Origin of the sequence: Salinarimonas soli, from assembly GCF_008386575.1 — a bacterium.
In the GTDB taxonomy this organism is placed as follows: Bacteria; Pseudomonadota; Alphaproteobacteria; order Rhizobiales; family Beijerinckiaceae; genus Salinarimonas_A; species Salinarimonas_A soli.
The window spans coordinates 20,022-32,458 of sequence record NZ_VUOA01000044.1 but is presented as its reverse complement, the minus strand read 5'-3'; the positions used below and the strand labels follow the sequence as shown (position 1 = coordinate 32,458).

Genomic DNA, 12,437 nt, shown 5'->3' with positions numbered 1-12,437 from the left:
CAGGAAGGGGACTGGCGGGGCTTAGGGCCTGATACGCAACGCGGCCTCAGGTGCCAAGATAGATGTAATAATTAACCAGCAGATGAATTGAAATTTTCTCTCGCCCGCAAAAATCTTAAGCCAGCTAAAAACCGATCTCTCGACGCATGCTTCTGTATTCTCCGAGGCTACCGAACCAAAGTTAGCGAACTGCGTTGGCGTTTGTATGTGGACGTTCATCGGGGTGGGTCGTGGAGTTTTATAGCTTCTCGTTCGGCGACATGAAGGTCGCACAGGCGGATCAGGACTCGCCGAAGCTCGTGGCCGTCGATGTCACGATCGGGTTCAAAGCCGACGACACCCACACGGTGCAAGCGGTCGAGGCTCGCGTCACCATCCCACATCAGGCCGACCTCACCCTAGATGGCATGCAACAGGCAGCCTTCGAGCGGGTCCACTCCCTTCTCTGTGCCGCGGCTGAGCAATGCAGCGAGCGAACTCACGCCGAACTCGCGGCCGCCTCGGAGACGCAGCTAATCCGGACGGCCAGCAGCCCAGACTAGAGATCACTTTGCAGCGCTTTCCCGGCTCCGTTCAATGGTGCCATCTTGGCAGATGAGGCCAGAGCAGCCCACACCGATGAACGTTGTCGCTTTAAGGCTCTCCCTTCCCGCCCTGAGCGTCAAGGATCACAGCTCGGACGAGACTATTTGGCCCACCCAGGCCACGGTGATGCCAATCCTCATAACTCTAGCCCTGGTCCATAAGAGATACTTGCCCCGGTTCACTTCGTCGCTCCCCGCCGCAGTTCCTCGAGCGGGTGCATGTCCTGCACGATCTGGTCGGATGGCAGCGCGGGGTGAGACCTCTTGCTTCTCACCAACCCGGTGCTGATCTCATGATCATGCGCAGGTTTAAGTGTCTGACCGCCCTCTTTTCGAACGGGAGTTCCGGATGAAGTGCCCCATCGACGGTTCTGATCTTGTGATGACGGATCGCCAAGGGATCGAGATTGACTACTGCCCCAAATGCAGGGGTGTGTGGCTCGACCGCGGCGAACTCGACAAGATCATTGAGAGGACAGCGGCTCCAGCGCCGCAGCAGGCTTCCTTCATCCCGCAGCAAGCGCCGCCGTCGGCCCCATATCCGCAACAGCCCCACGATCCACGCCAAGGCTATGACGCTCGCTACGATCAGCGCTATGATCCTCGCCACAAGAAGAAAAAGTCGCTCCTGGGCGAGATCTTCGACTTCTGAGAGCAATCAGAGAGGTTGGCGGCATGCAGCATACGCTGGCGACACGTCAATCGTGGCGCACCGCTCTGTCAGGTCGTCGCCACGTGGCGGCCCTGCTCATCAACGACCCGCTCACCATCCTCTTTGACGAACACGCCCCGTTGCGGCGGGAGCAGGTCGAGGACCTTCTCCGATGGCCGGCACAGGCGCACGCCCTTCGGGGTCACCACGATGGGCCGGTTGATCAGGACGGGGTGGGCCAGCATGGCGTCGAGGAGTTGGTCATCGCTGAGCGACGGATCTCCGAGGCCGAGTTCCGCGTAGGGGGCGCCCTTCTCACGGATGACAGCCCGGACCGGCACCCCCATCCGGGTGATGAGCTGCCGGAGCATGAGGCGGCTGGGCGGTGTTTTCAGGTACTCGATGACGTGCGGCTCGATGCCGGCGTTCCGGATCAGGCCGAGGGCGTTGCGGGACGTGCCGCAGTCCGGGTTGTGGTAGATCACAACATCCAGTGGGGCGCCTTCAGCCATGGGCGGTCTCCGGTTTGAGTGCACAGGCGACGTTGATCAAAATGCTGAGGACTGCCCGCGGCAGCCCTCCCTCGGCGACCGGTACATCATGGTTTGGGAAGCCCGCTCAGCCCAGCACGTAAGGCGAGACCTCGAGCGAACCTCGGTAGATCATCTCCAGAGCAACATAGAGGATCACAGCCAGGCCCACATATGCGATCCACCGATGGCGTTGCAGAAGACGGGCGATGAAGGTTGCGGCAAGCCCCATCAGCGCGATGGAGAGAACGAGGCCAAACACCAGAACCCACGGGTGCTCTCGCGCGGCACCTGCGACGGCCAGAACATTGTCGAGTGACATCGTGACGTCGGCGATCACGATCTGCCAAGCCGCCTGGGCGAAGGTCTTACGCGGCGTGCCATTCGCGATTGTGCCGTCCTGGTTCAGATCCGCACCTGCAAGCGCCTCGTCGGCGGCATTTCCGTCGCCGTGAGAAGTACGCAGCTCTCGCCACATCTTCCAGCACACCCAGAGCAGGAGCACACCGCCGGCGAGAAGCAGGCCAACGACCTGAAGGAGCTGCGTCGTGAGCCCCGCGAAGATGATGCGCAGGATTGTGGCGGCGATGACGCCGATCAGAATGGCGCGGTTGCGTTGATCCTTGGGGAGCCCGGCGGCAGCTAGCCCAATCACGATGGCGTTGTCGCCGGCCAGAACCAGGTCGATCATGATCACCTGGAAGAAGGCTGACAGAACCTCGGGTGTCAAAATCTCGCTCATAGGGCGCCTCGCTCGTGGTGTGTGCGAGCGGCGTGATCACGTCAGGTCAGGCAAGCCAAAGCGACCGGACCAGGGCGCAGCGGCAATGCCCTGGCGAGCATCACGCCGCGGGACATGGGGCGCATGGTCGGTTTGTGCCGCCCGCTCCTCACCCAGTCCGACATCGCAGCTTGTATGAGGCTGCCAGAGGGGCCCGGCCTGGTGCGTCCGTCCTGACTGACGTGTCGGCTCAGGTCAAGAGCGCACCGGGAGCTGTGGGCGCGAACGCTGCCCATTTGGCCTTCCTGCGGTGCTTTGACCTCAGCCTTCTCGCTGTAGGGGCAGCGGGCAATTCAGCCCGCTGCCTTATGGATAGAGAGCGACAGCGGCTAACGGCTCACTGTTTCAATCGATCGAGACGCCGGCGTCCTTCACGACCGGCGTCCACTTGGCGATCTCGGCCTTGACGTGAGCCGCCAGCTCCTCCGGGGTCGAACCGACCACTGTGGCGCTGAAGGTTTTGAGGCGCTCCTGCACGGCTGCGTCGGCCACGGCCTTGCGCGCCTCCGCGTTCAGACGCGCGACGACGGCGGCCGGCGTCTTCGGCGGAGCGAAGAGGGCGTTCCAGGTATAGGTCTCGTAGCCCGGAAGCCCGGCCTCGGAGATGGTCGGCAGATCGGGGAATGAGGGAGCGCGCTCCTTCGTGGTCACGGCGATGCCGCGCAGGGTCCCGGCCTTGATGAACTCGGAGGCCGAGGGAAGATTGTCGAACATGATCGGCACCTGGCCAGCCACCACGTCGTTCAGGGCCGGGCCGGCGCCCCGATAGGGGATGTGCTGCATGTTGACCTTGGCCATGCTCTTGAAGAGCTCGCCCGACAGGTGCAGCGGGGTGCCCACGCCCGAGGACGCGTAGTTGTACTTCGAGGGGTCAGCCTTCAGCAACTCAACGAGGTCCTGGACGGACTTGACCGGCAGCTTCGGGTTCACGACGAGCACGTTCGGGACGATGGCGAGCAGGCAAACGGGTTCGAAGTCCGTCACCGGGTCGTAGGGCTTGCGCTTGAGCATGAGCGGATTGAGCGCATGCGTCGCGACGGTCGCCATGAGGATGGTGTGGCCGTCCGGGTCAGCCTTGGCGACGCGCGCCGCGCCCGTGCTGCCCCCGGCGCCCGCCACGTTTTCCACGATTACCTGATGGCCCAGGCCCTCGGACATCTTCTGGGCCACGATGCGGGCCACCACGTCCGTTGAGCCGCCCGCCGCGAAGGGGACGACGAGGGTGATCGGACGGCTCGGGAAAGCCGGCTGCGCCAGGGCCGGGCCGCACAGGGCGGCGGTCGCGGCGGCGAGGGCAGCTTGGAGAAGAGAGCGACGGGTTCTCTTGAGGTGCATCGTGTTGATCCTCTGGCGCCATGGTGGCGCGTCGGGGGGACATGCGTTCAGGGTTTTGTGGCTTCGACCTTAGCGAGAGGGCGACGGAAGTGAGAGGGTAATTCTCACGTCCGTCGCCTCGGTCGGACCTAAGGTCAATCTCAGGACTACAGGCTCGACCAGAGAAGACCCATGCCCATTACGAGGAGGGAGAGGATCGTGACGGGGGTGAGCATCGAGAAAAACTCCTTCTTCAGGAACGCTGGCTGACGCCCATCCCGCTTAGGAAGGCAGATGAACAACAGCAGGAGACCGGCTGCCAGGAAGACAGCGCCGAGGATAAGGCTGAGGCTCATGGCGGTAAGCTCCGGCCACGGCGATGCAGGTCGCCGGGCGCGTTAGAGACTGAGAACGCTGGTGTGGTCGTTGCGCGGACAGAGGGCCGCGGCGGCTCTCAGGCTGTAGGCGGGCCGGTCGCGTGGGGCTTGCTGGGCCACAGCTCAGAGGGAACCAGGACTGCAGCTATCGTGCACCTGATCCAGGTGCGGGCAAGCTCTCCGACTGAGCGTGTCCGCGGAAGGGCGCAGGGCTGTCCAGAGCCTATCGGCGCTTTGACAGGCGTAAGCGCTCGGGTCTCGCGGACGAGGGCTGGCGTGTCCCCAGACACGGTCCAATGGATCGTGCGGCTGTCGGGAAGAACAGTGAGTCCGGCGTTGGTGTGCTGCGGCGCGTGCCCGCCCAGGAACATGAAGAGCGGGATGAGCAGGGCGAGCCAAAGCGACATGCCCCGAGCGATCTCGTCATCCGAGGTGGTCTTCGTTCCCTGTCGTGGCGTATCGCGCATTTAAAACGGAGACCAACGGCACCGCCGGCATCGCTATCGATCTACAAGGCGTGCGGCAACATCGTTCTTTTCCCAGCCAGTCCCAACTCCGCCGGTGGGTGCAGCCACTGCACATCAGAATGACGCGGAATGATCGCCATCTCAGGCCACCGCGGCTTACATAACCACCGCCCTCTATGCGCAACGATCTTGTGAGGAGCAGACCTCAGCCGTGCCGTCATCGACTGGGCAGTCTTGTTCCAGCAGTATCGCTTCAGACAAGACCGCGGTTGGGTATAGGCCGAAAGTAACCTTGTGCGTTGACCCGGAGGGCTGCCAGTCTGCCGGCCCGTTCGCCGACGAGGTGACTCGTGAAGGTATCGACGAAACGTCGCGCTCGCCGCCGGGCCCTGCTGGCCCTCGACCGAGCTATCGCACAGGCAATCCCTGCAGACGCTGCTCGGGCCAACTAGCCGGTGTTGCTCATCGATCGGACAAGATACGGCGCGACCCGGATCAAATGCGAAGGCGCGTGACGACGGGCGCGGCCCCCTGTCGTGGCACGACGAGCCACAGCCCGTCGAACTCGGCCCTGCCGATCTCGACCGGCTCGGGATGCCCCCAGGCCTTCAGCATAGCTGGAATGGTGTCTGAATGGCCCACGACCGCAACGACATCGTTCGCATGATGCTCGCGGATGTGGGCGGTCAGCGCCGCCATGTCGTCCTTCGGCACAACATAAGTCCGCGCACTCGTCGCCTGGATCAGCGGCTCCGCCGTCTCACGTGAGCGGGCATACTGGCTCGAGTAGACGGCTTTGATCCCAGCCTGCCTCAGCCGCTCCGGCAAGGCTTGTGCTCGCTTCGCGCCATGCTCATTGAGCGGCGGGTCGCCGTCCATCATCCCGCCCGTGGGCGTCTGCTCTGCATGCCGGACGATGATGACGGCCTGCTGCGCCCAACTCGGAGCCGGCAGAACCAGGGGTGCGCATGCCCCGGAGAGTAGGATGACAAACGGGCGCCAAGCCTGACATTGTTGACGCTGCATGGTTGCGCTCCCCCCATTGAGGGTATCTGGCTAACCGGCATTGTGATTCTTGGTCATCCACCAGTTGGTGGATGCGGTTTCCCAATCAGTTCAACGCCGGGCGGACTGGTCGCGCCCGTGCGATCTCGTTGGCAAGTCTCTCTGGCATAAGGTTCCTGCTCCAGAGCGGCCCCGGCCTGCGTGAGCCGGCGCGCCTCAATGTCCGGTTTCGGGGAGACGACAACACGATTTCACCGACCAACATGGGCGCGAACCGGATCTCGAGAGCTAAGAGGAGTTCCGGTGGAGGGTAGCCACCCCTTGGGCTAGCTCGCGAAGCCGAAACCTCAGCTCCGCGGGTGCGAGGACGACCACCTCGGGACCGAGGCCGAGTAGCTGGCGGGCGGCGTAGTCCAGTCCCTCGATAGGCAGGTCGAGGGTGCGCCACCCGTCCGCCTCGGCCGGGGCCGCCTGGGCAACAGCTCGACGTGCATAAGCCCCGAGCGCCTCGATGCGCGTTAGGCCCAAGGGCGAGGCGCGCACCTGCGCGCGGTTGGGGCGAAGCTGCGCCTCGAAGCGGCGCTGCGACGCCGCCCAGTGGTCGGCCAGGTCGAAGTCAGCCGGCCGCGTGAAGGCCTTGTCCGTCAGGACGTGATGCGCCAGGATGCTCGCGACCTTGTAGGTGCGCCGGTCTGCGCCGACAGCCGCGACGAGGTACCAGGCACCACCCTTGAGCACGAGGCCGAGCGGCTCGACGACGCGCTCGCGCGTTCCCGCCCAGCTCTCGTAGCGCAGCCACAGGCAGCGCTCGTCCCAGACGGCCTGAGCCACCGCGGGCAGCCGAGGAGAGGTCTCTGCTGCCTGATACCACTCAGTCGGGTCGAGGTGGAACCGCGATGCGATCCGCTCGACGGACCGACCTTCGGGCAGTGCGGCCAGGAGCTTGGCTTGAGCGGCCCTCATCGTGGCCTTCAGGCCTAGTTCCGCCGCAGGACCGGGCAGGCCCGCTAGGAACAGGCTCTCGGCCTCCGTCGCCGTCAGGCCGGTGAGACGGGTGCGGTAGCCGTCGAGCAGTGCGAAGCCCCCGCCTGGGCCACGGTCGGCGTAGACCGGGACACCGGCGGCGCTGAGCGCCTCGATGTCGCGGTAGACCGTGCGAACGGACACCTCGAACTCCGCTGCTAGGGCCTCCGCCGTGAGGCGGCCGCGCAGCTGCAGCAGGATGAGGATGGACAGGAGGCGGCTTGCACGCATTGCCTGAACATAGCCCAGAAATCCTGACGCGTTCTGTCAGGTGGCGACCTGCACATTAGTGGCCCGACGCTGCACGAACCGCAGGAGACACCATGCACGACGCCAGCAAAGCGCCCGAACCACGGAGCAGAGCCGGGCAAGCGCAAGCCCGCTCGCCCGTCCTAGAGCTGCGGCAATACACGCTCCACCCTGGCCAGCGGGACACGCTGATCGACCTATTCGACCGAGAGTTCGTCGAGACGCAGGAGGTGGTCGGGATGCGGGTCATGGGCCAGTTCCGCGACCTCGACGACCCGCACCGCTTCGTCTGGCTGAGAGGCTTTCCCGACATGCCCGCGAGAGCCCGCGCGCTCGCCGCCTTCTACGGTGGCCCGGTCTGGGCGGCGCACCGGGACGCTGCCAATGCGACGATGATCGACTCCGACGACGTGCTCTTGTTGCGGCCCGCCATGGATGGCCAGGGCCTGCCGGAGTTCGCCGGCGAGCGCCCGCCGCCCGGCACGGGCGGCGACGGGCACGGTCTGGTCGTGGCCTCGATCCTCCACCTCGATCCGCAACGGCCGGCGGGCGCGTTCGCGGAGCTGTTCGAAAGCGAGATCCGCCCGAGGATCGCGGCCACCGGGGGCGATATCGTGGGCAGCTTCATCACGGAGGAAAGCCCCAACACCTTCCCACGCCTGCCCGTTCGCGAGGGCGAACGGGTCTGGGTGACCCTCGCCCGCCACAGGAATGCGGCCACCCTCGAAGCTGGCTCGGCGTGGCGGGACCGGGTTGGGCCGGACATCCGAACCCCTCTCGTTCGGGAGCCCGAGGTACTGCGGCTCAAGCCGACGGCGCGCTCCCTCCTGCACGGTTGAACACCGGCCTCGAACCCTGCCCCCACACAAGAGAGCCAGCCCATGAGCACGACGCCCGCCTCATCACACGCCCTGCGATCCTGCCCCCAAGACTTCGACTTCCTCCATGGCTCCTGGCATGTGGCCCACCGTCGCCTGAAGGAGCGTTGGGTCGGATGCGAGGAGTGGGATCTATTCCAGGGAACCTCGATCTGCTGGCCCTTGCTGGCAGGCGTCGCCAACGTGGACGAGATCGCGATGCCGGACCGCGGCTTCTCGGGGCTGACCTTGCGCAGCTACGACCTCGAGCGAGGGCTGTGGTCGCTTCGCTGGATCAACAGCACGCGCGGGGTGGTCGAACCGCCGGTGGCGGGCCACTTCGAGGGCGGTCGGGGCGTGTTCGAGGGTGACGACACGGACGGGGGACGCCCGATCCGGGTGCGCTTCCTCTGGGACGCGATTACGCCCGTCTCCGCACGCTGGACGCAGGCCTTCTCGGACGATGGCGGGCAGAGGTGGGAGACGAATTGGATCATGCAGTTCACCCGGACCGAAGCGTCTCGCTGACGTTCGTCCCGCGAGGTCGTCACGGGCCGTTCACCCGCACCGATGTCGGCTTCTGAGATGTCGCGCGTCCTGATGGGATGACAAAATTCGGTGCAGTGCTGAATGGCCGCTTATGCCATGTCCGCTCGGACCATGGCCTGAGTGTGTGCCAATCCAGGTGGAGGGCGGTACCCAGTCACCGGGCCTTTGGTCGCCGGTGCAGCAGCAATCTCCGGCACCACCCGGGGCTGCCCCAAGGTCACGAGCCTGCGCAGGACGGATCCCGCCGACCTAAGCCCCTCAGCCCTGTCGGTTGATCGTCACCCCGATCAGCGTTGACCCATTGCGAGCGCTGGTGTGCCTGCCGCGCAAGGTGCTCGAGCAGGCAGGCTGCCTCGAACAACGTCGCATCAGCCGTCTCGCCGATCCGACGCATCCTCGCAAGAAGCTGATCGGTTGGGGATGCATCAAAGGAGCGCTTCGGCACAGGGCGGCTGAGGGGGATGACATTGCTCATCGACACAACGTCACGCGAGCGAGTTAACGAAACCCTACCGCCCTCGGCTCGCTCGTGAACTTCACGATGCCCCATCCACCATCGTCAGGCGCGCGAGCACTCGATCATCGCCTTGAATTGCTGGACGAGGACGGCATCGAGCTTACCCTTGCCAGCCATCTCGTCCAGGATGGCGAGGGCTGCCGGTGGGCTCAGGCCCGCCTTGTAGGCCCGGTCCTCCACGAGCGCGGTGAACACGTCCGCGATGGTGACGATCCGCACGAGATCAGAGAGATGCTCGGCCTTGAGGCCGTGCGGATAGCCTGAGCCGTCGAGGTACTCGTGGTGGTGCACCACCGCATCGACCAGCTCGGGATCGACCGCATCGGGCGAGCGCTCGATCAGGTCACGTCCGGTCTCGGGATGGCGCTGCACGAGTGCGAACTCGTCCGGGTCGAGGCGCGCCGGCTTGTCCAGGATCGCAAGCGGCACGACGGCCTTGCCGATGTCGTGCAGCAAGCCCGCCATGGCGAGCCGCTCCAAGTCCGCCTGCCTCAGACGCAGGTGCAGGCCAAACAGCACCGCATTGGCCGTGACCGTGAGGGAGTGGCGGAACGTGGCGCTGTGGTGGCTCTGGATGGCAGCCAACCACTCCCTCATCCCTGCCGCGCTCTGTGCCGCCTCGGCGAGCGCGCCGACAAAGGCATGGCTGGCGTCATGGAACGGGGCAAAGCGCGGCGCCTCGCCCGTCTGCACCTGCCTGAAAACCCGAGCGAGCACGCGGCTGGCCTGGGCGATGCCGTCATTGTCCTCGTACGCCTGAGGTGGGCGAGGCTGATGCAGGTGCTCTGCGCCTGGGTCGCTCGAGGCAGGACGAGCCCGTTGCGTCTCGATGCGCGCGAGCCTGCTGGCGAGTTCATCGGAGCTGAAAGGGCGCACGAGCACGTCCTGTGCCCCGAGCCGGTTGGCTTGCGCGGTGAGGCGGTCGGCAGCCTCGGCAGAGACGACGTAGAGGTTGGGCAGCCGCGCAAGGCAGGAGAGCTTGGCCAGCATCGCGGGACGATGCTCCAGGGCGCCGAGGTCGACATCGACGATGGCTGTGGCGAAGCTGCCGGCCACGGAGGGGCTGAGGGAGCGGGGTGGAATGCACACGCTCGTGCGGCCGCCCAGCGAGGTGAGGTCGCTTGGTAGGCGGCCGGCGTCCGTGACGACGAGAACGGGCGGGGTCGCCGCAGGGATGGGGGTCTCAACAGGGTCAGAAGAGCTGCGCATGTTGCGACCATCACGGGTGGTGGACGCACAGCAGATCACGCATTCGTAACCGCCTGGTTTATGCCCAGAGTTGATGAGCTCTTATCGTGCACGGAGAAAAGTGCCCGCGGTGCGCCTGAGGTCGCTTCAACCTATCGGGCTCTGCCGCGCGTGGCTGTCCTCTGCCTGCAGAAACAGGCGCTCGGTGGTCACATGCCCCCAGGCGGCGTCCAGAGATCGACGTAGTACGCCCCGCAGAGATCGTAGAGCTCGACGGATTGCCCTTTGGTGCAGCCCTTACCGCGGGCGAGCTCAGTGCGCAGCGAGGCAAGCCCCATGTCTCCGAAGCGGTCTAGCAGGGCGGCCTTGTCGAACTGCCACGAGGCTCCGCAGGTCTTGCAGGCGATGCGCACCTTGGTGCCGGGATAGGTGGAAAGCAGGCGCTGGCCAGTGATCACGAGCTGCCTCGTCGTGAGTTCGTGAGGGCCAGCTCCGGGCAAAGCGTGAGCAACTACTCAGCCAGCGAGTAGAGGCCGCCCAGCAGCAAACTCAGTCCGACGGCCCAGTATCTAAGAGCCGCGAGAAACCGCTGCCCTGTGGTCGCACGGCGCACCTTGCGAGCCTTGTTCATAAGTTCGTCGCGGTACTCGACACACAGGCGGACCTTCGCCTCCTCGTCCTCAGCACCGTGGAAGCGCTCTGTCAGCTCTTGAGCAGGGTCAGTGGTCCCCGGCTTCTCGCGCTCTGGCTCAGGCATTTGCTCTTGGAGACGGGCTTCTCGGTCGACCATGCGCACGGCAATCACCAGAGACTGGGGGCCCGACCGGCGGTGGATCAGGCCGGGCTCGTGCGACAGTAAATGTGTTCGCTCGCTGGCAAGTTCCCACTTGTCGGAGGTCAGGCCTCACGGACTCGGGGGCCTCAACGGGACGAAGAGCAACGCCGCAATCGCGCCGGCCATCGCGGAAATCGGACCCGAGACTAGTTGGCCTGCCCACACCATGATGGCAGCAATCGCCACGACCCCGGCGCCAGTCCAAAAGAGATGGTTTGCCCGGCTCACTTCTTTGCCGCCCGCCGTGCGGTTAACCAGCTTCTCAGCCGCACGCTCGTGCATCAACGAGCCCTCGTGCCAACCTCAGCAGGTCGAACAAAAAAGGCCCGGTGCAAAGACCGGGCCTTCTGGCAGTCGGATCCAAGGACTAGAACTTGTAGTTCAGGCCCACGCGGGCGATGTGCCCGTCCGTCTCGAAGCGCGAGACATAGGCTCCCGTGCCCACGCCGGGGATCGAGTCCACCTGCACGTTGCGCGAGCCGAGGTCGTAGTAGAGGTACTCGGCCTTGAGCGTCAGGTTGTTCGTGAAGGCGTATTCGACACCCGCACCGATCGTGTAGCCCACCTCGACGTCGCTCTTGCGGCCGGCGAACTGCAGGGCCCCGCCGCTGGTGAAGAAGTCGGCCCGGTAGCTCACGTCGCCATAGGCGAGACCGCCGGTGACGTAGACCAGCGCCCGGTCGAAGGACACGCCGAGGCGCGCCCGCACCGTGCCGAGGTACTCGAGGTCCTGCGAGAGCGTGCTGCGGGTGCCGGCGAGCGCCGCCCCGAAGGTCGTCGGGCTCGCGTAGGTCTGCGTCTCGGACAGATCCGTGTACGAGAGGTCGGCCTCGATGCCGGCGACGAACATGCCGAACTGGTAGTTGAAGCCGATCTGCGCGCCGCCGATGAAGCCTTCCTTGTCAACGGACAGGCTCGGCGGACGGGCGAGGGCATTCACGTTGTTGATGTTGCCCTGGAGGACGCCCGTGGTGCGGATGTCCGAGTCGCCGAAGGCGTAGCCGGCGTGCACGCCGACATAGAAGCCGGTCCAGGTGAAGACCGGGACGGACAGGATCGGCGCGACGGGAGCCATGGCGCGGCGCGGCAGATCCGCGGCGCCGGCGGCGACGGTGAGGCCCATCAGGGCCACGGTCGAGAGGAGGAGCTTCTTCATGGAGCAGGAGGCCCGGGTTGTTCAGGGTTGCGGCGCTAGCTATGCCGTAACTGGAGGCCTTTGGCTGTCACAGTCGAGCCACAGTCGACCCAAAGTCGAGACCGCAGACTTGAACGGGTTCGCGAAGCGTTAACCATCTGTTAACGAGAGGGCCACGGACGCGCGTCGTCCATGCTAGTTTCAGGTCGAAAGCTACCTCGCCCCGCCGGCACCCCGGCGGGGCTTTTTCGTACAAATCATCGACATCAGCGCGATGCGGACCTACTAGCACCTGAGCACGCTGTGCTCTGGCCCGAGTTTCCGGATCTCCGCGTCCATTCGCGCGGCTCATTCCGCCGTCGTGGGGTCGATCA

14 protein-coding genes are annotated in these 12,437 nt (G+C 65.2%); 4 read left to right on the top strand and 10 right to left on the bottom strand.

Annotated elements, in window-relative coordinates; genetic code table 11:
- Positions 1 to 230 precede the first annotated feature (230 nt).
- Together F0L46_RS23085 and F0L46_RS23080 are read left to right on the top strand one after the other, a co-directional pair.
- The gene (locus F0L46_RS23085) at positions 231 to 542 is read left to right on the top strand and encodes a hypothetical protein (RefSeq protein ID WP_149821971.1); all 312 of its coding nucleotides are present in this window, start codon (positions 231 to 233) and stop codon (positions 540 to 542) included.
- A gap of 391 nt (positions 543 to 933) precedes the next feature.
- Positions 934 to 1,236 carry a TFIIB-type zinc ribbon-containing protein gene (locus tag F0L46_RS23080; protein ID WP_149821970.1) on the top strand — a complete coding sequence of 101 codons (303 nt, stop codon included), beginning with the start codon at positions 934 to 936 and terminating at the stop codon, positions 1,234 to 1,236.
- Between the two features lie 68 nt (positions 1,237 to 1,304).
- Here F0L46_RS23080 and arsC read toward each other — a convergent pair whose 3' ends face one another.
- The 6 genes from arsC to F0L46_RS23050 all read right to left on the bottom strand — a co-directional run bounded on the left by arsC (position 1,305) and on the right by F0L46_RS23050 (position 6,964).
- Entirely contained in the window at positions 1,305 to 1,730 is a 426-nt protein-coding gene (gene arsC, locus F0L46_RS23075) for an arsenate reductase (glutaredoxin) (protein WP_149821975.1), read from the bottom strand.
- A gap of 124 nt (positions 1,731 to 1,854) precedes the next feature.
- Entirely contained in the window at positions 1,855 to 2,508 is a 654-nt protein-coding gene (locus tag F0L46_RS23070; RefSeq protein ID WP_149821969.1) for a TerC family protein, read from the bottom strand.
- Positions 2,509 to 2,892: 384 nt separating this feature from the next.
- Entirely contained in the window at positions 2,893 to 3,882 is a 990-nt protein-coding gene (locus F0L46_RS23065) for a Bug family tripartite tricarboxylate transporter substrate binding protein (RefSeq protein ID WP_149821968.1), read from the bottom strand.
- 146 nt (positions 3,883 to 4,028) lie between these two features.
- Positions 4,029 to 4,217, bottom strand: coding sequence for a hypothetical protein (locus F0L46_RS23060; RefSeq protein WP_149821967.1), 189 nt, complete (start codon positions 4,215 to 4,217; stop codon positions 4,029 to 4,031).
- 983 nt (positions 4,218 to 5,200) lie between these two features.
- Positions 5,201 to 5,731, bottom strand: coding sequence for a phosphoglycerate mutase family protein (locus F0L46_RS23055; RefSeq protein ID WP_149821966.1), 531 nt, complete (start codon positions 5,729 to 5,731; stop codon positions 5,201 to 5,203).
- A 267-nt stretch (positions 5,732 to 5,998) separates the two neighbouring features.
- Complete coding sequence (locus F0L46_RS23050; protein ID WP_149821965.1) at positions 5,999 to 6,964, bottom strand: helix-turn-helix transcriptional regulator; 966 nt, start codon at positions 6,962 to 6,964, stop codon at positions 5,999 to 6,001.
- Between the two features lie 92 nt (positions 6,965 to 7,056).
- Between F0L46_RS23050 and F0L46_RS23045 the strand changes: the two genes are divergently transcribed.
- On the top strand, positions 7,057 to 7,821 hold the full coding sequence (locus F0L46_RS23045; protein ID WP_149821964.1) for an NIPSNAP family protein: 765 nt from the start codon (positions 7,057 to 7,059) through the stop codon (positions 7,819 to 7,821).
- Positions 7,822 to 7,863: 42 nt separating this feature from the next.
- Complete coding sequence (locus F0L46_RS23040; RefSeq protein ID WP_149821963.1) at positions 7,864 to 8,367, top strand: hypothetical protein; 504 nt, start codon at positions 7,864 to 7,866, stop codon at positions 8,365 to 8,367.
- Positions 8,368 to 8,947: 580 nt separating this feature from the next.
- Here F0L46_RS23040 and F0L46_RS23035 read toward each other — a convergent pair.
- From F0L46_RS23035 to F0L46_RS23020, 4 genes are all read right to left on the bottom strand, one after another.
- Entirely contained in the window at positions 8,948 to 9,961 is a 1,014-nt protein-coding gene (locus tag F0L46_RS23035) for an HD domain-containing phosphohydrolase (RefSeq protein ID WP_188312107.1), read from the bottom strand.
- A 341-nt stretch (positions 9,962 to 10,302) separates the two neighbouring features.
- Positions 10,303 to 10,551, bottom strand: coding sequence for a hypothetical protein (locus F0L46_RS23030; RefSeq protein ID WP_149821961.1), 249 nt, complete (start codon positions 10,549 to 10,551; stop codon positions 10,303 to 10,305).
- Positions 10,552 to 10,604: 53 nt separating this feature from the next.
- Positions 10,605 to 10,889 carry a hypothetical protein gene (locus F0L46_RS23025; protein WP_149821960.1) on the bottom strand — a complete coding sequence of 95 codons (285 nt, stop codon included), beginning with the start codon at positions 10,887 to 10,889 and terminating at the stop codon, positions 10,605 to 10,607.
- A 406-nt stretch (positions 10,890 to 11,295) separates the two neighbouring features.
- Positions 11,296 to 12,084 (bottom strand): outer membrane protein, encoded by a 789-nt coding sequence (locus tag F0L46_RS23020; RefSeq protein WP_149821959.1) that lies wholly within the window; start codon positions 12,082 to 12,084, stop codon positions 11,296 to 11,298.
- Between the last annotated feature and the right edge of the window lie 353 nt (positions 12,085 to 12,437).